At 67.3% G+C, this 20,391-nt stretch carries 17 protein-coding genes, 2 tRNA genes and 1 pseudogene; 13 read left to right on the plus strand and 7 right to left on the minus strand.

What is annotated here, in order from left to right; translation table 11 throughout:
- The gene (locus QJR12_RS03160) at positions 1-585 is read left to right on the plus strand and encodes a TIGR03086 family metal-binding protein (protein ID WP_300576110.1); all 585 of its coding nucleotides are present in this window, start codon (positions 1-3) and stop codon (positions 583-585) included.
- Here the strand turns inward: QJR12_RS03160 and hisC are convergent.
- A complete protein-coding gene (hisC, locus tag QJR12_RS03165; protein ID WP_300576112.1) occupies positions 560-1,657 on the minus strand; it encodes a histidinol-phosphate transaminase in 1,098 nt (365 codons plus the stop codon). The genes QJR12_RS03160 and hisC overlap by 26 nt on opposite strands.
- A 142-nt stretch (positions 1,658-1,799) precedes the next feature.
- On the opposite strand from hisC, the gene QJR12_RS03170 reads away from it, so the two are divergent.
- The 3 genes from QJR12_RS03170 (at position 1,800) to QJR12_RS03180 (ending at position 3,659) form a co-directional block, all read left to right on the plus strand.
- Positions 1,800-1,888: transfer RNA gene (locus QJR12_RS03170), tRNA-Ser, on the plus strand.
- Between the two features lie 19 nt (positions 1,889-1,907).
- Positions 1,908-1,980 (plus strand) — tRNA-Arg (locus QJR12_RS03175).
- Between the two features lie 182 nt (positions 1,981-2,162).
- Positions 2,163-3,659, plus strand: a complete 1,497-nt coding sequence (locus QJR12_RS03180) for a DUF4185 domain-containing protein (protein WP_300576115.1) — start codon at positions 2,163-2,165, stop codon at positions 3,657-3,659.
- A gap of 82 nt (positions 3,660-3,741) precedes the next feature.
- Here the strand turns inward: QJR12_RS03180 and QJR12_RS03185 are convergent, their stop codons facing one another.
- Positions 3,742-4,740 (minus strand): phosphotransferase family protein, encoded by a 999-nt coding sequence (locus QJR12_RS03185; RefSeq protein ID WP_300576539.1) that lies wholly within the window; start codon positions 4,738-4,740, stop codon positions 3,742-3,744.
- A gap of 242 nt (positions 4,741-4,982) precedes the next feature.
- Between QJR12_RS03185 and QJR12_RS03190 the strand changes: the two genes are divergently transcribed.
- The 5 genes and pseudogenes from QJR12_RS03190 to QJR12_RS03210 all read left to right on the plus strand — a co-directional run bounded on the left by QJR12_RS03190 (position 4,983) and on the right by QJR12_RS03210 (position 8,857).
- Positions 4,983-5,933 carry a class I SAM-dependent methyltransferase gene (locus QJR12_RS03190; RefSeq protein ID WP_300576117.1) on the plus strand — a complete coding sequence of 317 codons (951 nt, stop codon included), beginning with the start codon at positions 4,983-4,985 and terminating at the stop codon, positions 5,931-5,933.
- A 176-nt stretch (positions 5,934-6,109) separates the two neighbouring features.
- Positions 6,110-6,814, plus strand: coding sequence for a response regulator transcription factor (locus QJR12_RS03195; RefSeq protein WP_300576542.1), 705 nt, complete (start codon positions 6,110-6,112; stop codon positions 6,812-6,814).
- Positions 6,792-8,291, plus strand: a complete 1,500-nt coding sequence (locus QJR12_RS03200; protein WP_300576119.1) for a HAMP domain-containing sensor histidine kinase — start codon at positions 6,792-6,794, stop codon at positions 8,289-8,291. The genes QJR12_RS03195 and QJR12_RS03200 overlap by 23 nt, the downstream gene beginning before the upstream one ends.
- 49 nt (positions 8,292-8,340) lie before the next feature.
- Positions 8,341-8,622, plus strand: a pseudogene (locus QJR12_RS03205) (MBL fold metallo-hydrolase); the annotation flags it as partial.
- Between the two features lie 31 nt (positions 8,623-8,653).
- On the plus strand, positions 8,654-8,857 hold the full coding sequence (locus tag QJR12_RS03210; RefSeq protein ID WP_300576122.1) for an alkyl sulfatase C-terminal domain-containing protein: 204 nt from the start codon (positions 8,654-8,656) through the stop codon (positions 8,855-8,857).
- Positions 8,858-8,880: 23 nt separating this feature from the next.
- On the opposite strand, the gene QJR12_RS03215 is transcribed toward QJR12_RS03210, so the two are convergent.
- Positions 8,881-9,666 carry a class I SAM-dependent methyltransferase gene (locus QJR12_RS03215; RefSeq protein ID WP_300576125.1) on the minus strand — a complete coding sequence of 262 codons (786 nt, stop codon included), beginning with the start codon at positions 9,664-9,666 and terminating at the stop codon, positions 8,881-8,883.
- A 130-nt stretch (positions 9,667-9,796) separates the two neighbouring features.
- Between QJR12_RS03215 and QJR12_RS03220 the strand changes: the two genes are divergently transcribed.
- A complete protein-coding gene (locus QJR12_RS03220; protein WP_300576128.1) occupies positions 9,797-10,996 on the plus strand; it encodes a glycosyltransferase family 4 protein in 1,200 nt (399 codons plus the stop codon).
- On the opposite strand, the gene QJR12_RS03225 is transcribed toward QJR12_RS03220, so the two are convergent.
- The 3 genes from QJR12_RS03225 to QJR12_RS03235 form a co-directional block, all read right to left on the minus strand.
- The gene (locus tag QJR12_RS03225) at positions 10,980-12,746 is read right to left on the minus strand and encodes a hypothetical protein (RefSeq protein ID WP_300576131.1); all 1,767 of its coding nucleotides are present in this window, start codon (positions 12,744-12,746) and stop codon (positions 10,980-10,982) included. The two genes, QJR12_RS03220 and QJR12_RS03225, sit on opposite strands and share 17 nt — an antisense overlap.
- 9 nt (positions 12,747-12,755) lie before the next feature.
- Positions 12,756-13,982, minus strand: coding sequence for a DUF3068 domain-containing protein (locus QJR12_RS03230; protein WP_300576134.1), 1,227 nt, complete (start codon positions 13,980-13,982; stop codon positions 12,756-12,758).
- Between the two features lie 382 nt (positions 13,983-14,364).
- Positions 14,365-16,176: a transposase gene (locus QJR12_RS03235; RefSeq protein ID WP_300576137.1), complete on the minus strand. Its 1,812-nt coding sequence runs from the start codon at positions 16,174-16,176 to the stop codon at positions 14,365-14,367.
- 156 nt (positions 16,177-16,332) lie between these two features.
- Here QJR12_RS03235 and QJR12_RS03240 point away from each other — a divergent pair, with 156 nt between their 5' ends.
- Complete coding sequence (locus tag QJR12_RS03240; protein WP_300576545.1) at positions 16,333-17,451, plus strand: acyltransferase; 1,119 nt, start codon at positions 16,333-16,335, stop codon at positions 17,449-17,451.
- A 30-nt stretch (positions 17,452-17,481) separates the two neighbouring features.
- On the opposite strand, the gene QJR12_RS03245 is transcribed toward QJR12_RS03240, so the two are convergent.
- Positions 17,482-18,456 carry a phosphotriesterase-related protein gene (locus QJR12_RS03245; protein WP_300576140.1) on the minus strand — a complete coding sequence of 325 codons (975 nt, stop codon included), beginning with the start codon at positions 18,454-18,456 and terminating at the stop codon, positions 17,482-17,484.
- 294 nt (positions 18,457-18,750) lie between these two features.
- Between QJR12_RS03245 and QJR12_RS03250 the strand changes: the two genes are divergently transcribed.
- Together QJR12_RS03250 and QJR12_RS03255 are read left to right on the plus strand one after the other, a co-directional pair.
- Positions 18,751-19,416, plus strand: coding sequence for a TetR/AcrR family transcriptional regulator (locus tag QJR12_RS03250; RefSeq protein ID WP_300576142.1), 666 nt, complete (start codon positions 18,751-18,753; stop codon positions 19,414-19,416).
- Positions 19,417-19,426: 10 nt separating this feature from the next.
- The gene (locus QJR12_RS03255) at positions 19,427-20,368 is read left to right on the plus strand and encodes a R2-like ligand-binding oxidase (RefSeq protein ID WP_300576144.1); all 942 of its coding nucleotides are present in this window, start codon (positions 19,427-19,429) and stop codon (positions 20,366-20,368) included.
- Positions 20,369-20,391: the final 23 nt, after the last annotated feature.

A 20,391-nucleotide genomic window follows, 5' to 3' on the forward strand; every position in this document is an offset into this window, starting at 1 on the left:
ATGACTTCTGATCTGCAGCCCGGCTCCTATCCCGCACCCACCGACGACCTGGCGAGCGCCGAAGACTCGTTGCGCGTGTTACAGCAGGTCGTGCACTCGATCACCCCCGGGGATCTGTCCAAGCAGACGCCGTGCCCGGGGTTCGACGTCGCGGGCTTGACCGACCACCTGCTGAGCGTGATCGCCACGATCGGCGGCGCGGTGGGCGAGAAGCTGCCGCCACGCGACCAGGGCGTCTCGATCGAGCGGCAGCTGCTTTCCGCGGCCCAGCCGGCGATAACCGCCTGGCAGCGCCACGGGCTGGAGGGCATGGTGGCGCTGGGCGCCAACGAGGCGCCCGCCGCCGCGGCCGTCGGCATCCTGTCAATCGAATTCCTAGTGCACGCCTGGGACTACGCGGTGGCGACCGGACGCGCCATCGACGTGCCGGAGCCACTGGCCGAGTACGTGCTCGGGATCGCCCGAAAGATCATCACCCCGCACGGCCGGGCGGCGGCGGGCTTCGCCGAACCGGTCGCCGTCCCCGATGACGCCGGCGCGATCGATCGGTTGCTCGCGTTCACCGGCCGCAACCCCGCACGGTAGCGGATCGCGCGATCCAGCCGCGGGCGAACCGCAAAAAGGCGTCGTTCTCCTTCGGGGCGCCGATGGTGACCCGGACGCCGTCGGGGGGAAACGCGCGCACCACGATGCCGGCGTCGGCGGCTTGTCCGACGAACTCCCCGGTGCGCTCACCCAGCGGCAACCAGACGAAATTGGCCTGCGACGGCGGCAGCGGATACCCGGCATCGCGCAAGCCGGCGCTGACCCGCAAGCGCTCGGCGACTACGCCGTCGGTGCGGGCCAGCAACTCGTCGGCGGCCTTTAGGGAGGCGATCGCCGCCGCCTGCGAGACGCTGGTCTTGCTGAACGGAACGTCGACCTTGCCCAGCGCTGCGATCACCGAGGGATGGGCGATCGCGTAGCCCACCCGCAAACCGGCCAGCCCGTAGGCCTTCGAAAAGGTTCGCAGCACGACAACGTTGTCACGGGAGCGGGCCAGTTCCAGACTGTCGGGAGCCATGCCGTCACGGACGTATTCGATATAGGCCTCATCGATGGCGATCAGGATATGAGCCGGCACCGTCTCGATGAAGCGGGTCAGGTCGCCCGGCTCGACCACCGTGGACGTCGGGTTGTTCGGGTTGCAGACGAAAATCAGCCGGGTGCGGTCGGTGATCGCGGCGAGCATGGCGTCCAGGTCGAAGGTGTGCTCGTTTAGCGGCACCCGGATCGCGGTGGCACCGGCGACCCGGGCCTGCAAGGGATAGATCTCAAAGCTGCGCCATCCGAAGAGCACCTGGTCGCCCACCGAGGCGGTGATCTGGACGAGCTGTTGGCACAGGCTGGCCGAACCGCAGCCGACCGCGATGTGCTCGGGGGTAAAACCCCCGGCGCCTCCCCGGTTCAACCGTTCGGCGAGCACGGCCCTCAGCTCGGCGCAACTGGGGTCCGGGTAGCGGTTGACGGTGGCGGTGGCCCGTTCGATCGCCGCCCGGACACTGGGCAGCGGACCGAACACCGTCTCGTTGCTGGCCAGTTTGATCGCGCCGGGCACCGTCTTGCCCGGGACGTAAGCCGGCAGCCCGGCCAGCTCGGGGCGCAGGCGCACGGTCACGTCGACAGCATAGGTCCGGCCGGTGTGCGCCGTGCCCCCGGCGGCGGCCGGGTCTCACCGGCTCCGGCGCGGGCCGTCGGCGGGACCGGCGCCCGGCCCGCGTCATCACCCCGACGGGTTCGGGTACTCTCAGAACGTCCGAGGAGGCGTGCCAGAGCGGCCGAATGGGACTCACTGCTAATGAGTTGTCCTCTTTACCGGGGACCGGAGGTTCAAATCCTCTCGCCTCCGCCGTGACAACTGAACACGTGCGCCCGTAGCTCAACGGATAGAGCATCTGACTACGGATCAGAAGGTTGGGGGTTCGAATCCCTTCGGGCGCGCTTTTTGAGCGCAGGCTTCACACACCAGCGGTCGGGCCGCTGCCGACATACGTCCAACAACACGGCCGTGATCTCAACGGGTCGTGACGATACCGATTGGTTGCGGCGCAGTCACGGATGCATACCCATCGGTGGATCACTGACCACAAAGGTCACTTAGACAACTATCGTCACATCGGTGAATGGCTGACGTCGCCGCGACGTCCTGGTGTCCGGAAAGGTGTGACGTGTCGCCGGTTGCCCGAATCGTATCGATCACGGTGGCACCGGCGGCCGCTGTCGGATTCATCGTTGCGCTGGGTCTGGCCCCACCGGCATCCGCCCTGCCCTGTACCGCGCCGGAAGCGAACGTCGACCCCCCAGCGGCCGCCCCGGTGACGCCCTCACCTGCGCCGGTGGTGCGGCCGCCGACCGGACGCAGGCCGCGGGGAGCGAATGAGCACGCACCGTTGCCCCGGCTGGGCCCGCTGATATCCGCCCTGCTGCATCCGGGCACCCGATACGCCGCGCCGGTGCAGCAGCAGGCGGCGATCATCCCGCCGGCACCTGCCCCTCCCGGGGCGGGCAACCAAGCCCCCCCGGATGCCGCCCAGCTGAGCCCGAACGCGGCCCAGCCGTCACCGGAACCTCCCCCCTCAATCGCCGGCGCCCCGACTTCGCTGGTCGAGTGGGTGACCGGGCCCAACAGCCCGAACAAAACCCTGCAACGGTTCAGTATTTCCGGAACCGACCTGGGAATCCTCTGGGACAACGGCGATCCCGTCAATCGTCAGGTGCTCATGGCTTTCGGCGACACGTTCGGCTACTGCCGGGTTCACGGCCAGCAGTGGCGGTATAACGTGCTGTTTCGCAGCGGGGACCGTGATCTTTCCGACGGGATCAGCGTGGCCCCCGGTGTGCCTGCCGACAAATACTCCGGCTCTCCGGTGCGGCAAGTGGGGTTTTCCAAGCAGATCATTCCCGGTATCAAGTGGGCGCCGACCCAGGAGGGCATGATCCCGACCGCCGGCATCGCCGTGGGGCGAACCCAATACCTCAACTTCATGTCCATCAAGCAATGGGGCCGCGACGGCGAATGGACGACCAACTATTCGGCAATCGCGGTGTCTCCCGACAATGGCCAAAACTGGGGGATCTACCCCGGGACCATCCGGGCGTCTTCGCCGGGCAGTGTTCCGGGCGCGCGGTACGTTCCCGGCAATGAGAATTTCCAGATGGGCGCGTTCATGCGGCCGGGTGACGGTTATGTCTACTCGTTTGGAACGCCGCCCGGGCGCGGCGGTTCGGCGTATCTGGCGCGCGTCCCGCAGAACTTCGTGCCGGACCTCACCAAATACCAGTACTGGAATGGTGACCGCAATGCCTGGGTCCCGAACAATCCGGCGGCGGCCACTCCGGTCATCCCGGGCCCGGTGGGTGAGATGTCTGCGCAATACAACAACTATCTCAAGCAGTACCTGGTGTTGTACACCAACGGCGCCAACGACGTCGTGGCACGGACCGCGCCGGCGCCGCAGGGGCCGTGGAGTCCGGAGCAATTGCTGGTTTCCTCGTTCCAGATGCCCGGCGGGATCTACGCGCCGATGATCCATCCCTGGTCATCGGGCAAAGACCTGTATTTCAACCTGTCGCTGTGGTCGGCATACGACGTGATGCTGATGCACACCGTGCTGCCATAGCTCAGCCCGGGTTTAGCGGCTCGAGGCATCCGGTAGGCAATCGGCCCGGGAGTGGTTGGCCGCGCCGATGCCGACCACTCGGTCATGCGCGTGTTTCCATGAGTTCTAGCGCCTGCTCGAACAGGCGCACCGTGGCCGCGTGCAGTTGTTCACCGACCTCCCGCTCGGCCTTACCCGCGCAGGCCCGCGCCAGCGTGCCCTCGATGACGATGCCCAGCTTGAAACAGGCCAGCACGGTGTACCAGGTGATGTGTGACAGGTCTCGGGTGGTGTTGCGGGCATAGCGCTCGACGAGCTCGTCGGTGCTGGCCAGGCCATCAAACGAGGTGAGGGCGTGCTCGAAGACACTGGACCCGTCGGGTTGTCGCCAAGTGGCCAGCAGCCAGCCCAAATCCAGCAACGGGTCGCCGATGGTCGACATCTCCCAGTCGACGATGGCCACCACGTCGGGACCGGTGCGGGAAAACAGCACGTTGGCGGCGTGATAGTCACCATGCAGAATGCCCGGGGACCAGGATGACGGCCGATGCCCCTCGAGCCACTTCGCGACGTCTCCGACACCGGGGATATCCGGTCCGGGATAACCTTCGAACTGGCGATAGGATTCCAACTCCGAAAGCCAGCGGGGCACTTGACGTTCCAGGAACCCCTCGGGTTTGCCGAAATCGGCGAGTCCGACGGCGACGTGGTCGACGGCGCCCAGCTTGGCCAACGCGTCGGCCATCGACAGCCCCATTTGGTGGCGCACGGCCGCGTCGCCGGCGTGCAGCGGTGGAAGTTCTTCGCCGGCGTTGAATCCGTCGACCGGCTCCATCAGGTAAAACACCGCGTCACCGAGCACCGCGGGGTCGTCGCAGACCGCGATCAGATGCGGATGCGGCACGTCGGTTCCGGCCAGTGCGGCCAGCACCCGGGTCTCGCGCAGGATCACCGTGTTGCTTCGCGGGCGCAGGTGCCGCGGCCCGCGCCGCAGCACGTATTCTCGCCCGGACCTGGCGAACCGCACCATGATGTTCTGAGTTCCGCCGCTGAGCTCGCGAACATCTTCCAGCGGGCCCGCCCCCAGACCCTGCCGGGACATCCATTCCGCTACCGCTTTCAGGTTCACGTGCCAGAACCTACCCTGGGTGGCCCGCGTTGCCGGCGACACCGCGAGGCCGGGGCTTTGAAGGCGCGTCCCGCAGACACCGTGCCCACCACGTATGACCTCATCCGATGCGGTTGCCACCGGTGCGCCGGTATAGTCGCCGACGATGCCGTCGAAGCCGGCTGCGGCGAGCAGTCTTGGATTACCCACACCGTCCGCCCGACCGAGGAAAGACTATGGCGCGCACCGACAACGATTCCTGGGATATCACCGAGAGCGTGGGAGCCACTGCGCTGGGGGTGGCCGCGGCGCGCGCCGCGGAAACCGAAAGCGAGCACCCCATCATCAGCGACCCGTTCGCCCGGGTGTTCGTGGATGCGGCGGGAACGGGCCTGTGGACCATCATGGCGGATCCCGCACTGGCGGCCCGGCTGTCTGCCGACGAGCCGGGCCTGCTGGTGCGGATGCAGGCGATGGTCGACTTCATGGCCGTGCGCACGGCGTTTATCGACGAGTTCTTCCTCAGCGCCGCCGATGCCGGCGTACGCCAAATCGTAATCCTGGCAGCCGGTTTGGATGCACGTGCGTGGCGGCTGGCGTGGCCCGCCGGCACCACGGTGTACGAGCTCGATCAGCCCAAGGTGCTAGAGTTCAAGTCGACCACCATGCGGCAGCACGGTGCAGATCCGAAGGCAAATCTGGTGAACGTCCCGGTCGATCTTCGACAGGATTGGCCGAAAGCGCTGCAGGAAAACGGTTTTGATGCATCGCAACCAACCGCGTGGTCGGCTGAGGGGCTGCTTCGCTACCTGTCGGCGGCGGCGCAAGACCTGTTGATCGAGCGCGTTCACGAATTAAGCGCAGCCGGCTCCCGGTTTGCCGCCAATGCGCCCGGAAAGGGGTTGCCCGACCCGGATTACCGCACCCGCCAGCGCGAGGAGATGAGCCGCCTGCGCGCAGCGGCCGCCAGACTGCTCAACACCGAGGTGCCCGACTTCGAGGAGTTGTGGTATGCCGAGGAGCGCACCGATGTCGCCGACTGGTTGCGGTGTCACGGTTGGGAGGCATCGGCGGTGACCCTGGCAGAAATGCTGAGCCGCTATGGGCGCCGGATCCCAGACGCAGACGTAATCCCGCCAACCGTTTTCGTCTCGGCGCGGCGCAGCGCCGACCACCACCTACGCTGACGACCCGGATAGTTGCTGGCCCGCCTGCGGCACCGGGAGGCGGGTGCCGCTCGAAACGACGGCGGTCCAGCCAGCGGTTTCACAGGCCGCACACAGGATTGGCACAGCTTCGGCCCAGTCCTGCGCGGATACTTGGTGCCGTGGCCCAACCCAACACGCCGACCGAACGTGTCGTGATGCGTCGCGCCGACGGCAACCCGATCCATGTGCTGGTGGTCGACGACGAGGCGGTGCTCGCCGAGATGGTGTCGATGGCGCTGCGATACGAGGGTTGGAACATCACCAGCGCCGGCGACGGGGCGTCGGCGATCGCCGCCGCACGCGTCCAGCGTCCCGATGTCGTGGTCCTCGACGTAATGCTGCCGGATATGAGCGGGCTGGAGGTGCTGCACAAACTGCGTGAGCAGCATCCCCGGCTACCGGTGCTGTTGCTGACGGCCAAGGATGCGGTGGAGGACCGCATCGCGGGGTTGAGCGCCGGCGGCGACGACTACGTCACCAAACCGTTCAGCATCGAGGAAGTGGTGCTGCGGCTGCGGGCACTGCTGCGGCGCACCGGTGTGACGACGGCAGACAGCGGCGCCCGGATCGTGGTGGGGGACTTGGTGCTTGATGAGGACAGCCATGAGGTGACCCGCAGCGGGGATCCGATTACATTGACCTCCACCGAGTTTGAACTGCTCCGGTACATGATGCGTAACCCCAGGAGGGTGCTGAGCAAGGCGCAGATCCTCGATCGGGTGTGGAGCTACGATTTTGGCGGCCGGTCCAACATCGTCGAATTGTATATCTCCTATCTGCGTAAAAAGATCGACAACGGTCGCGAACCGATGATCCACACTTTGCGCGGTGCCGGCTATGTCCTCAAGCCGGTCCGTTAGGAAGAGGTGGGCCTGGCCGCTGCGGCTGCGGCTGTTGGCCGGGCAGGTGGTCGTGCTGGCCGCGGTGTGTGTCGGTATCGGCGCGGCGACCGAGGTGGCGTTGTATCACCACCTGTTGGCGCAGATCGACGGGCAGCTGCGCAGTGCGTCCCACCGCTCGGCGCTGATCTACCGGCAACCACCGCGCCCGTTGCGTCGACACGACGCGTTGCGACCGGGCCCCGGGCCGCGTTTTCTGGATGCTCCGGGTCAGCCGGCCGGCATGGTCGCGGCCGTGATCAGCGATGGGGTCACCGTCGACGCCGGTTACCTGTCCAGCAGCGGCTCCCGGGAGGCGTTGACCGAAACCGCCAAAGCGCAGCTGGCGTCGATCGCTGCCGAGCGCAGCCCGGTGACCCGCGACCTCAACGGCCTCGGCCGATACCGTCTGGTCGCCACCGCTACCCGGCGCGGCGGCGGCGATGTCATCGTCACCGGCCTGTCGATGGCCGATATCGATGCCACCATGATCCGGATGCTGCTCATCTTCACGGTGGTCACGGGGGTCGCGCTGACCGCCGCGACGACCGCCGGCATGGTGATCGTCCGGCGGGCGCTGGCGCCGTTGCGGCGCGTTGCGCACACCGCGGGCGAAGTCGTCGATCTGCCGCTGGACCGCGGTGAGGTCGCGGTGCCGGTGCGGGTCCCGCAAGCCGACGCGGACCCCCGCACCGAGGTGGGCCAACTAGGCTCGGCGGTAAACCGGATGCTCGATCACATCGCCGCCGCGTTATCGACACGGCAGGCGAGTGAGACCCGGGTGCGCCAGTTCGTCGCCGACGCCAGCCACGAGTTGCGCACGCCACTGGCCGCGATCCGCGGCTACACCGAGCTCGCGCAACGAATGCGCCTAAGCAACGGGTCCGCCGAGGCGGTGGCGCATGCGTTGAGCCGGGTGCAGTCCGAGACCGAGCGGATGACCCGCCTGGTCGAGGACCTATTGCTCTTGGCCCGCCTGGACTCCGGGCGACCCCTGGAACGTCAACCGGTGGACCTGTCGCGGATGGCGGTCGATGCGGTCAACGACGCGCACGTTGCCGGCCCGGACCATCGCTGGGAGCTGGATCTGCCCGATGAGCCGGTGGTCGTCGCCGGCGATGCGGCCCGGCTGCACCAGGCGGTGAGCAACCTGTTGGCCAACGCCCGCATCCACACCGGTCCCGGAACCGTCGTGACGACCCGGCTGAGTACCGGGCCGACCCACACGGTTCTTCAAGTGATCGACAACGGACCCGGCATTCCGGCGCAGCTGCAAACCGAAGTCTTCGAGCGGTTTGCCCGCGGCGACACCTCCCGCTCCCGTAAGGGCGGGAGCACCGGGTTGGGTTTGGCGATCGTCTCGGCCGTGATCAAGGCGCACGACGGCACGATCACGCTGCACAGCGCCCCGGGCCATACCGAATTCACCGTGCGCCTGCCGCTTATGGCAAGCGCGTAATCGGGTGATTTCCCTGTGAGGTATCTGCCTCGCTGGCAGTATCTTGGCTGTGGATCAAAAACCCCCGGCCGCATTCATCGAGTCGGCGCACCGCGAACACCTGAGCTCCCTCCCGCTTTACGACACAACGGATTTCGACGACGCCAACCGTGGATTCATCGCCGCGCTGGCGCCCTGCGTCATCACGGCCGCGGACGGCCGGATGGTGTGGGACAACGACGTTTACGCATTCCTCGCCGCGTCTGACACCCAACACGCGCCGGCGTCGGTACATCCCAGCCTGTGGCGGCAGTCGACCCTGGCCGCCAAGCAGGGCCTCTACCAACCCGGACACTAACTTCCGGCTGACACTGCGCAACGGCGTGCTCGTCCACCGCAAGATTCCCGCCGATCCCAAAAGTGTGCACGCGACGGTGAAACTGGCTGATAAGGTGCGCCTGCTCGCGGTGGTGATGGGCGATGTCAGCTCACCGGGCCTGGATGTCTCCGGTGACGAGACGACGTTGCCGGCTTTCCTGAACACCCTCGACCGGCCGGACACGGCGTTCAACATCGTCACCCCATAGCGACGGCTCTCGGCCGGGTGCCGTCAAGCGCCGCCGTCGGGAGATTGCGGCCGTAGCACCAACACCAGATTGCTCACCAAGAACTCCCGAAGCAGCGGCACCGATGTCAGCCACCATGCCCATCGGGGGTGATAGCGGGGAAATGCGGCGATCATGGCGCCGGTGTCGGCCGCCCAGTCCAGGCCGTCGGCGGCCGACACCGCAAACAGCGACGACCCGTAGTTGTTCTTCGGCGGATGACCGTGTTTGCGAACATATCGTGCCGCCGCACGGGCCCCGCCAAGGTAGTGGGCCGCACCGGTCTCATGCCCACCGAACGGTCCCAACCAGACGGTGTAGGACAGCACGGTCAGGCCGCCCGGCCTGGTCACCCGCAGCATCTCGGCACCCAATTGCCAGGGCCGCGGGACATGCTCGGCGACATTGGAGGACAGGCAGATGTCCACGCTGCGATCCGCGAAGGGTAATGCCATTCCCGATGCCCGGACGAACCGCACCGATGCAGCCGTGTCAGCCGGCGCGGGCGCGTGCATTTCGCGTGGGTCCGGCTCGACGCCGATATAGCGGATTCCGGCGTCGGCGAACGCCGCCGCGAAGTATCCCGGACCACCTCCGACGTCGAGCAGCGTGCGGCCGGCAGCAGATTCGCCGTAAAGGGACCGCCAAAGGTCGCCGACCATGGCCACGGTGTCGGCGGCCAGGGCGCTGTAGAACCGCGCCGGATCCGACTGCTCGAAGCGGAACTCGAACAGCAGTCGCAGCGAGCGGGCCAACGTCGCGCGCCGGGCAAACAGGTCGGTGGCCGTCATCGGACCCAAGCTACCGCTGCCGACCGGCGCACGGCGGCTGCCCCACCCCACGACGGGGGGAATGCGGGGGAATACTGCTGCGTGAGCCTGGCAACGGCGGGTCGATCGGCTGCCGTTAGGCTGGGGGCCGATGTCTGCCGCGCACCCTGAGCCCGCGGGCCACCGATCCCGGGGCTCTCGTGGGTTGAGCGCGGTATTGCTGCTGTGCTGGCGCGACACCGGTCACCCGCAGGGTGGTGGCAGCGAAGCCTACCTGCAGCGCATCGGCGCGCAACTGGCTGCATCCGGGATCGCCGTGACGTTGCGCACCGCCCGCTACCCCCACGCGCCGCGCCGCGACGTGGTCGACGGGGTGCAGATCAGCCGCGCCGGCGGACGCTATTCGGTATACGTGTGGGCGTTGCTGGCGATGGCCGCGGGGCGCCTTGGGCTGGGACCGCTGCGGCGGGTGCGACCGGACGTGGTGATCGACACCCAAAACGGCCTGCCGTTTTTAGCCCGGTTGCTCTACGGCCGGCGAGTGGCGGTGCTGGTGCATCACTGCCATCGGGAGCAGTGGCCGGTGGCCGGGCGGGTAACCGGGCGGATCGGTTGGTTCGTCGAATCGTGGTTGTCGCCGCGGCTGCACCGGCGCAACCAGTATGTGACGGTGTCGCTGCCCTCGGCCCGCGACCTGGTCGACCTTGGGGTGGATACCAAGCGGATCGCCGTGGTGCGTAACGGTCTCGACGAGGCGCCGGTGCAGTCGCTCTCCGGTCCGCGGGCACCCACGCCGCGTGTGGTTGTATTGTCGCGGCTGGTGCCGCACAAGCAGATCGAACACGCGCTGGAGGCGATCGCGGTGCTGCGCCCGCGGATCCCGGGGTTGCATCTGGACATCGTCGGCGGCGGGTGGTGGCGGCAGCGCCTGGTCGACCACGCGCGGCGGCTCGGTATCTCGGATGCGGTGACGTTTCACGGGCATGTCGATGACGTGACCAAACACCAAGTGGTGCAACGATCTTGGGTGCATGTGCTGCCGTCGCGCAAGGAGGGGTGGGGGCTCGCGGTTGTGGAGGCGGCCCAGCACGCGGTACCGACGATCGGTTATCGGTCTTCCGGAGGACTGTGCGACTCGATCATCGACGGGGTGACCGGGGTATTGGTCGACAATCACGCCGAACTGGTGAGTCGGCTTCAACAACTGCTCTCAGACCCGGTTCTTCGTGATCAACTGGGCGCCAAAGCGCAGACCCGCAGTGGGGAATTCTCGTGGCGGCGAAGCGCTGCCGCGATGCGCACCGTGCTGGAGGCTATTCACGCCGGCCGCTGTGTCAGCGGCGTGATTTAAACCGGAGCCGGTCGCCGGTCGCGTCGCAGCGCTGAGTGTCCCTTCGACACCGCCATGCCGATAGCGCCACCCGTAAGCCACCCGTAAGCAATGCCAGCCAGGCCAGGTGTGCAATCAGCACGGCGACCCGCCGGCCGGACGGCACCGTCGCCTGACCGCCGATGTAATACAGCTCCAGATCGCCGTCCCGGTAGACGACCGGCAATTTGTCGAGCACCCTTTCCGCCAACCCTTTTTCGCCGACGCTGCCGGTTTCGACGACCAACCACGCGACGCCGGCGCGGCTTAGGGTGTGCGGATCGGATCCTCTCAACAGCAATTCCTGCACCGCCCGGGCGCGGCTGTTCTCACCGGGCACGGTCCTGCCGGAGATTATCAGGTCGCCGGTGATTAGCACGTCGGCGCGCACCCATCGGGGCAGCGGATCGAGCACCGGTGCCGGGCCGGACCAGGAAAAGCGGCGGATAGTCCCGGCGGGCAGCACCGCGACCGGGCCGGGGGACCTGTTGATTGTCGCCGCAACGGCGGTCCACCCGACCGGATAGCGCACCGGCGTAATCTTTCCCCACTCACCGCAGGCCAGGTCGGGCAGCGTGGCGATCAGCGCGATACAGCAGGCCCCGGCGGTCGCCGCGCACGGCAGCCAGCGGCGCGCCGTCAGCACCGTGCCCGCTGCGGCCAGCGTGTACCCGGGCATTGCGAGCGCCACCCACTTCTGGCCATCGCGCAACACCCCGAGGCCCGGGACGGCGGTCACCGCGGCGCGTAGCACGCCCAGGCCGGGGCCGGTGGCCAGCGCCGCGGGCACCAGCACCGCCGGCACCGCCAGCATCAGCAGCGGCATGGCCGCCGGGCGATGCAGCACCCCGGGCAGCCCAGCTGCCACCACACCCAGTAATGCGATGGCCGCAACGATGACGAAAAGCGTTGTTCGCGAACCGGGTACGGCCTCAGCATTCCAGATTCCGCCCAGACTGGCGAGGCTGCCCAGTGTGCCCAGGCCGGGCTCGGCGCGGGCCGCAAACGCGGCAACACCCGATCCGGCAGCCCAGTTGTGAGCCGGGACCGACGGTCCCAGAGCCAATGCGGTCAGCCAGGGAAGTGCGGCCGCTGCCGCCGCGCCCAGCGCCACGGCAGCGCACCACCGGCGTGGTCGACCCGCACCCAGGGCCGCGGCGCAGACCAGTGCCACGGTTGCGGCGAGTATCAGCCCGGTCGCGGTGAGTCCGGCCACCGCGATCCAGAACGCCAGCCCCCAAAACCGCGGCCATCGGGCCGTCGTCGACCGCAGCGTCAGCATCGTCGTGGCCACCCAGGGCAAGCACCCGTAGCCGAGCAACAGGCTCCAATGCCCCTGCAGCAATCGTTCGGCGACATACGGGTTCCAGATCGCGAGCGTGATCGCGACCAGTTGGCCTCCCCTTCCCGCGTCGGGCACGACCGTCGCGACCAGCCGGGCCGCGCCCCAGCCCGCCAGCCACAGCGCCAGCACCAGCAGGGCCTTTACCACGACACCGCCATCGAGGAGATGTGAGGCCAGGGCAACCGCGAAATCTTGGGGGGTTGCCCGCGGTGCCGACATCAACCCGAGTGCGTCGTCGGAGAGATATGAGCGCGGTGTGGACACCGCGTCACGCAGCAGCAGGTATCCGCGACCGAGCAGCGGACCCACCACCAGCAGCGCCAGGGCCAGTGCGTACCCCGGCAGGGCCACCGCGTCGACGCGCCGGGCGCAATCCAGGTGGCGCATGCGCGCGAGTTAGGTCCGCTCGGGTGGGGGCGAGGTGGGCGGGCCCGGCTCCGGGTGCAGGTTAGGGCGCAGTTCCGGCAGCTTCTCGGTCCGGGCCTCGGCGCCGGGCACCGGTTCGCCGGCGGGGCCGCCGAAATAGCCCCGATCGGTGGTATCCGGGCCGACTGTGAGCAGCGCCGCCTCGGCACGCAGGCTGAACGAGCCGAGCAGAACGCCGCCGATCAGCGCGATCAGACCGGTCGCGGTGAAGGTGATGGGCAGCACGCGAGACCACAGCGCCAACCGGTCACGCTCGTCGCGAGCGGCGTTGACCTGCGCCTCGATCGTGTCCTCATCGGAGGTGACCTTGTAGTCGGCCACCGTCACCTCCGGCTTGAGCGGATCGCGGGCAAAGTAGTGATTGGCGTGGTCCTCTTCTTTGACGATGGTCCCCGACACCGGATCCACCCAGAAGGTTCGCTGTGCGGCGTAGTAGCGAGTCATGGTGATGCTCTCGTCAGGGTTATCACCGGGTATGCCCCACATCGCCGCCGACGCGGTGACCTTGCTGTCTTCGTCGTGGGCGTAGAGCGACGGGTATTTGACCGGTTCGACCAGCTTGCCGTCGGTGTCATAGCCGACGTTTTGGGTGAATCGGTAGGTCCTCAAGCCGTTGACGTCTTCCTCGCCGTCGTAGTTAACGTCGTAGGCCTTCTGCGCAATGGGGTCGAAATAGGGATAGGTCTTTTTTTCGGTGTGAAACGGGAACCGGTAATCCAGCCCCTCATGCGGCAGCGCGATGTTGGTGGGCGGGTTGTCGTCACCGATGCTGCGCGGCTTCTGAACTGAGCCACCGGGATGGGTTTCGTCGGAGACGGCCATCGCGGTCTTGCGGTTGAGCGTGACGGTGTCGACTATCGCCAGCAGCAGCCCGGTGTCCTTTTGCATATCGGTACGCCGGACGGTGGTTCCGGCCTGCAGGGTCACAATGTCGGCGTTGGCCGGTAACTCGACGGTGATCTGCCGTTGGGAGACCAGCGGAACGTTCTTGTTGACGACGAGGTGCTCACCGGACAGTGACGCCGGATCGAGTGCGGTGCCGTTGCCGTCGCTGACCAACGTGGTGTCGATGTTGAGCGGAATCTTGGTGATCTTGCTGGTGGTGTACGTCCACAGCAGCAGCGCGGCAATCAACAGGGCGGCTCCGAATCCCATGATTCCGCATGCGGCGATCCGCAGCACGACTGCCCGGTTCACGGTGCCGCGACCTCCTTCTGGTCCAAGACCGCCCAGTTCCTCCGTCGTGACCCACGAGGCGGCAGCGAGGCAAAACCCGTTTGACCCTAACAAGCAAATGTAAAGCCGTGGTCGGGCCTGGCCGGCGCCGCTCGGGGTGGTGGTCGGGGGATTCGCCGTCGACCGGGAAACGCCTCGGGGCAGACTAGGCTCGGGGCAGACTAGGCTCGGGGCAGACTAGGAGGCCTCTGAACAAGGAAGCCTGGCGGGGCGGGAAGAACGCCGACAAGGCCGTTTCTTCGGCAGTAGGTCAGACCTGACTGGTCGACAACGTGGTCGTTCTTCCCGCCGATTCCAGTTTGGGTGAGGTCGTCGAGATGGGCAAGGGGGTGGGCCGTGGCCGTCAGGCCAGGGCCCAGGCCCCGTCTGTGCGGGTCAGGCCGCTATTGATGAGTGTGCGCAGATTGATTGCGGCGCAACGCAATCGCAGCCAGGCGTGGTTCTTCTCGACGCCGTGGTAGCGCAGTTTGATCCGCCGTCCACGGTTGGTGGCGGTCCAGGCGACGATCCGCTCGACCGTCGAACGGGTGGGGTAGGCCTGCTTGAACTCCGGCGTGCGGGCTTGTGCTCGTGCGTCGCGCAGCAGCTGCTCGTGCGGGTGGATGCTCATCGCGCGACCGTCTTTGGCCGTGGTGCAGCGGGCTCGCAGCGGGCACTCGGCACAGACCGCGCCGAAGCTCACCGCGCGCTTGGCGGTCATGGTGCGGGTATGCCCGCCCGGGCAGGTGACGGTCCCGGCCCGCTCGTCGATGGTGAAGTCATCGAGGGTGAACCCACCTGGCACCGCGGGGACCAGCGGCTTGGGCTTGATCACGGTGTGGTGCCCAGCGCGCTGGTAGGCGGCACGCGCGGCCCCGGTGCCATACGCCGAATCGCCATACACCTCAAGACCGCCACCCCGCGCGGTGTGGGGTTGGCCAGCATCGATAGCCCCGGCGGCGACCATCGAGGTGACCGCGTCGACCGCAGCGGCCACGCCGGCGGCCACCTGGTGGGATTCGCCCATTTCCGCTGGTACAGCGCTATCCGGTTGGGCCGAACCATGATCAGCGCCGAGCGCCCCCGCCTCGGGCTCGGCGACACCGGGTTGGCTGTCCACACGCGCGGCCCCGGCCCCGTCGTCGCTGTCGTTGCCGCTGGGTTGGTAGCGGTCGCGGGCGATCAACTTCTGGCCGACCACGGCGTCGCTGTGCTCTTCTCCGGCCGCCTTGGTCAACTCGGCGTCGGTGATCAAGGCGGTCTCGGGCTCGGCGACCAGGTGCCCACGGAACCCGTCTTTACGGTGGGACTTCGACTTACGGGTGTGGCGGGCCTCGGTGTCCACGGTGGAGATGACACGATCCGGCGCGACCCGCCGCGCGATGCGCCACCGCCCGTCGGTGCCATCAGAGCCCTCGGCGGGCTCCACGTCTTGGCCGGCGACCAGCGCCAACAACCCCAACGCATCCGCGGCAGCGTCGGTACGCGCGGGCGCATCCGGCCCGGCCAGCTCGGCCAGCACCGCGGTCGCGTCGTTGACCAGATCCGACACCAACCCCTGCTTGGCCACCGGGTCATCCCAATCGATGTCGGGCTTGCCCGCCTTGGAGTAGTCCAGCTTGGCGACCCGCTCGATCACCGATTGCGCGCCCGGTACCAGCCGGGCCACCTTGCGCATCGCCGCCACCAGTTGGGTCACCGTGTCCTGGGTGGCCACCGCGTCGTCGAACACCGTCGAATCCACGCACCGTTTACGCCGCCCCCGCAAAAGCCCGGTCTCGGCGATGACCCGCGCGACCGCATCGAACACCCGGTCAGGTTGATCAGAGGCAGCGATCCGCTTGCGCCAATACACCAGCGTCGACGGGTCGAACGAGGTCTGCGTTAACGAGCGCCCGCAGGCCACCTTCCAGCGGATGTCATACCGCAGCGCCTCCGCGGTCTGCGGATCCGACAGGTCATAGAGTTCCTTGAGCACCAGCACCGACCCGATCAGATCCGCCGGCAGCGAAGGCCGCCCGGTCGAAGAGGCGAACAAATCCGCGATGAACGAATCCGGGAACAACTCATGACGATGCTCGGCCAAAAACGCGAAGATGCTGCCCGCCGGCACCAGCTCCCCGACCAGCGCCTGCGCGTCCAACAACTCCCGATCCGACCGCGTAACCCCTTGCACCACAACATCATCACAGACCACATCGGGCTCAGTCGTCAGACACGCCCAGCGCTGGACGGGTTATTCAGCGCCGTCCTAGGCTCGGGGCAGACTAGGGTGGTGACGGATGGCCACCAGGTCGGGGGAACTCGCAGCTTCCTGCCCGCAGTGGAAGGGATGCGTGGCTGCGCGGCCATCGGCGTGGTGATCACCCATGTCGCGTTTCAGACCGGGTACTCCACCGGGATCCCGGGCCGGCTGTTCGGACGCTTCGATTTAGCGGTGGCGGTCTTTTTCGCCTTGTCAGGCTTCCTGCTGTGGCGCGGGCATGCCGCGGCCGACCGCCACCTGGGCCCCAGGCCGGTCACCGGCAGGTATCTACGCTCACGGGCGGTGCGCATCATGCCGGCCTACGTGGTGGCCGTCGTCGTGATCCTCAGCCTGCTGCCGGATGCCGATCACGCCAGCCCGACGGTGTGGCTGGCGAACCTGTCGCTCACCCAGATCTACGTGCCGCTCACACTGACCGCCGGCCTGACCCAGATGTGGAGCCTGTCCGTCGAGATCAGCTTCTACCTCGCGCTGCCCATGCTGGCGTTGCTGGCGCGCCGGATCCCGGTGCGGGCGCGGGTGCCGGCGATCGGCGGCCTGGCGGTGGCCAGCCTGGGCTGGGGCTGGATCCCGTTCGGCTCCACGCCCGGGGTCAACCCGCTGACCTGGCCCCCGGCGTTTTTGTCCTGGTTCGCCGCGGGCATGCTGCTGGCGGAATGGGCCTACAGCCCCGTGGGGCTGCCGCACCGCCTGGCGCGGCGCCGCGTGCCGATGGCGATCGGCGCGGTGCTGGCCTACCTGGTGGCGGCTTCCCCGCTGGCCGGTCCCGCGGGGCTGGTTCCGAGCACCGCGGCCCAGTTCGCGCTGCGGACGACGATGGGCGCCGTGGTGGCGTTCACGCTGGTGGCGCCGGTGGTGCTGGACCACCCTGACACCCCGCACCGGTTGTTGGCCAGCGCCGGCATGGTGACGCTGGGTCGCTGGTCCTACGGCGTGTTCATCTGGCACCTGGCAGCGCTGGCGATGGTGTTCCCGGTGATCGGACGGTTTGCGTTCAGTGGCGGGATGCCGGTTGTTTTGGTGTTGACGCTGATCTTCGCCATCGCGATCGCGGCGGTCAGCTACGCCCTTGTTGAGTCGCCATGCCGGGAAGCGTTACGCCGCTGGGAGTCTCGCAGGAGACAGCCGATACTCGCGTCGCACATGCGGGTCGGGCGGGCTGCGGCGGACGCGATCGTGCGCTAACCCGGGTGGTGTTGAACACGGCTGTCAGCGCTAACCGCCCCGGCGCTCGAAGATCCGCCGCGGGTTGTCGACGAGCATGGCGTGGATTTGCTCGTCGGTGACGCCACGCTCCTTGAGCGCGGGGATCACGTCGTTGGGGATGTGCAGGTAGTGCCAGTTAGGGGCGGCGAGCGGCAGCAGTTCCTCGGGCAGCGCGTCGAAGTAGCAGTTGGCGTCGTGGGAGAGCACCATTTTGTCGGCGTGGCCACGCTCGCACATCCGCGCCACCGTGTTCACCCGATCCTCGAACGGCAGGATCGCCTCGATGCCGAAGCGGTCCATCCCGATGTAGGAACCGTTGGTGATGAGTTCTTCGAGGTAGCCGATGTCGGTGGTGTCCCCGCAGTGGCCGATGATCACCCGGGAGAGGTCGACGCCTTCCTCGGCGAAGATGCGTTGTTGTTCGAGTCCACGGCGGGTGGGCGCGTGGGTGTGCGTTGAGATCGGCACCCCGGTGCGGTTGTGTGCTTGGGCGACGGCACGCAGCACCCGCTCGACACCGGGGGTGACGCCGGGTTCGTCGGTGGCGCACTTGAGGATCGCGGCTTTGATGCCGGTGTCCGCGATTCCCTGCTCGATATCGCGGACGAACATGTCGGTCATGATCTCGGGTCCGTCCAGCTGGGTTCCCGGCCCGAGGTAGTGGAACCGAAACGGCACCTCGTTATAGGTGTAGATCCCTGCGGCGACAACAATGTTCAGCTCGGTGGCCGCCGCGATCCGGGCGATGCGCGGGATGTAGCGGCCCAGCCCGATCACGGTGAGGTCGACGATGGTGTCCACACCGCAGGCCTTGAGCTCGTTGAGGCGTTTAACGGCATCGGCCTCGCGTTTGGCCTCATCACCGAATTCTTCCGGATAGTTCTGCGCGATCTCGGTGGTCATGATGAACACGTGCTCGTGCATCAAGGTGACGCCGAGATCGGCGGTATCGATCGGTCCTCGTGCGGTGCTTACCTGTGACACGCAGCCGATGCTAAGGCCCGGGCGCGCCGTCATCGGTGGAATTGAGAAGCCGGCCAGACCGTGCGGGTCGCGTCCGGCAAGCCAATCGGCTTCAGAATCCCCGCCCGCCCCAAGAAGCCGGATGTGCCGTCGTGCCCCGCCTATGAGCGAGTTTTTTCGCTGTATTCGCTACGAGCCGAGCACAACGCTCGCCTCCCGGCGCGGTGGGCTACCGCAGAGCGGGCAGGCAGCGGCCTTGGGGAGTGAACTGGATCACACTAGTATGACCACTGGTCATCGCACTAGGAGGACCAGATGCCGACCGTGACCTGGGCGCGTGTCGATCCGGTTCGCCGCGCAGCCGTGGTGGAAGCCGCGGAGGCCGAGTTCGCAGCGCACGGGTTTTCCCGGGGCAGCTTGAACGTCATCGCCCGGCGCGCGGGGGTCGCCAAGGGAAGCTTGTTCCAGTACTTCGCGGACAAGCGTGACCTCTACGCGTTCGTCGCCGATGTCGCCAGCCAGCGCGTGCGGTTCTACATGGAGGAGCGCATCCGGGAACTGGACCCGAGCAGGCCGTTTTTCGAATTCCTCACCGACCTGCTTGACACCTGGGTCGGCTATTTCGCCGACCATCCACGGGAACGCTCGCTTCATGCCGCGGCCAGCCTGGAGATCGACACCGATGCCCGCATCGGTGTGCGGACCGTCATTCACCGCCACTACCTGGAAGTGCTCCGGCCACTCGTGCGCGACGCGCACACCCGCGGGGATCTACGGGCCGATTGCGACACCGACGCGTTGTTGTCGCTGTTGCTGCTGATCTTTCCGCATTTGGCGCTGGCGCCCTACGTGCGCGGTATCGATCCGATCCTCGGCCTCGACGAGCCCACACCGGAGCAGCCGGCGCTGGCCGTGCGCAGGCTGGTCGCCGTATTGGCCGCCGCCTTTGCCGCGCTGCCCAAGCCCACCGCAATGATCTGAAGGAGGTCACATGACACGGACACGGTACGGCTCGCTGGCGGCCGGGGGACTCAATTGGGATAGCCTGCCGCTCAAGCTGTTCGCCGGCGGCAACGCGAAGTTCTGGAACCCCGCGGACATCGACTTGTCCCGCGACCGGGCGGACTGGGAGGCGCTGTCCGAGCGGGAACGCGACTACGCCACCCGTCTGTGCGCCGAGTTCATCGCCGGCGAGGAAGCGGTCACGAAAGACATCCAGCCGTTCATGGCCGCTATGCGCGCCGAAGGCCGGCTGGGCGATGAGATGTATTTGACGCAGTTCGCTTTCGAAGAGGCCAAACACACCCAGGTGTTCCGCTTGTGGCTCGACGCCGTGGGCATCAGCGACGACCTGCACAGCTACCTCGATGAACTGCCCGCCTACCGGCAGATATTCAACGACGAACTTCCGGGCTCGCTGGGCGCCTTGTACACCGATCCCTCCCCGGCAGCCCAGGTACGCGCGGCCGTGACGTACAACCATGTTGTGGAGGGCATGCTGGCGCTGACCGGCTACTACGCCTGGCACAAGATCTGTGTGGAACGCGGCATTCTGCCCGGTATGCAGGAGTTGGTCGCCCGCATCGGCGATGATGAGCGACGCCACATGGCGTGGGGCACCTTCACCTGCCGGCGCCACGTCGCCGCCGACGACGCCAATTGGGCGGTGTTCGAAACCCGGATGAACGAGCTCATCCCGCTGGCCCTGCGCCTCATCGAAGAGGGCTTTGCGCTCTACGGCGACGACGTGCCTTTCGGCCTGTCGGTCGATGAGTTCATGCGGTATTCCAGCGACAAAGGGATGCGGCGGTTCGGCACAATCAGCAGCGCCCGGGGACGTCCGGTCGAGGAGATCGACGTCGACTCCTCACCGCTGCAGCTGGAGGACACGTTCGCCGACGAGGACGGGAAGGCTCTGGCAGCCTCGGCATAACGTCAATCCCGGCGCTGCCGTTG

The organism is Mycobacterium sp., assembly GCF_029961025.1.
Lineage (GTDB): Bacteria > Actinomycetota > Actinomycetes > Mycobacteriales > Mycobacteriaceae > Mycobacterium.

Bases quoted from the DNA above. Each gene is read 5' to 3' on its own strand.
- QJR12_RS03185 (WP_300576539.1), bottom strand. From the start codon at position 4,740: ATGTCCCGGCAGGGTCTGGGGGCGGGCCCGCTGGAAGATGTTCGCGAG.
- QJR12_RS03215 (WP_300576125.1), bottom strand. From the start codon at position 9,666: ATGACGGCCACCGACCTGTTTGCCCGGCGCGCGACGTTGGCCCGCTCG.
- QJR12_RS03180 (WP_300576115.1), top strand. From the start codon at position 2,163: ATGGCTGACGTCGCCGCGACGTCCTGGTGTCCGGAAAGGTGTGACGTG.
- QJR12_RS03195 (WP_300576542.1), top strand. From the start codon at position 6,110: ATGCGTCGCGCCGACGGCAACCCGATCCATGTGCTGGTGGTCGACGAC.
- QJR12_RS03160 (WP_300576110.1), top strand. From the start codon at position 1: ATGACTTCTGATCTGCAGCCCGGCTCCTATCCCGCACCCACCGACGAC.
- QJR12_RS03220 (WP_300576128.1), top strand. From the start codon at position 9,797: ATGTCTGCCGCGCACCCTGAGCCCGCGGGCCACCGATCCCGGGGCTCT.
- QJR12_RS03225 (WP_300576131.1), bottom strand. From the start codon at position 12,746: ATGCGCCACCTGGATTGCGCCCGGCGCGTCGACGCGGTGGCCCTGCCG.
- QJR12_RS03190 (WP_300576117.1), top strand. From the start codon at position 4,983: ATGGCGCGCACCGACAACGATTCCTGGGATATCACCGAGAGCGTGGGA.
- QJR12_RS03250 (WP_300576142.1), top strand. From the start codon at position 18,751: ATGCCGACCGTGACCTGGGCGCGTGTCGATCCGGTTCGCCGCGCAGCC.
- QJR12_RS03255 (WP_300576144.1), top strand. From the start codon at position 19,427: ATGACACGGACACGGTACGGCTCGCTGGCGGCCGGGGGACTCAATTGG.
- QJR12_RS03200 (WP_300576119.1), top strand. From the start codon at position 6,792: ATGTCCTCAAGCCGGTCCGTTAGGAAGAGGTGGGCCTGGCCGCTGCGG.
- QJR12_RS03240 (WP_300576545.1), top strand. From the start codon at position 16,333: ATGCGTGGCTGCGCGGCCATCGGCGTGGTGATCACCCATGTCGCGTTT.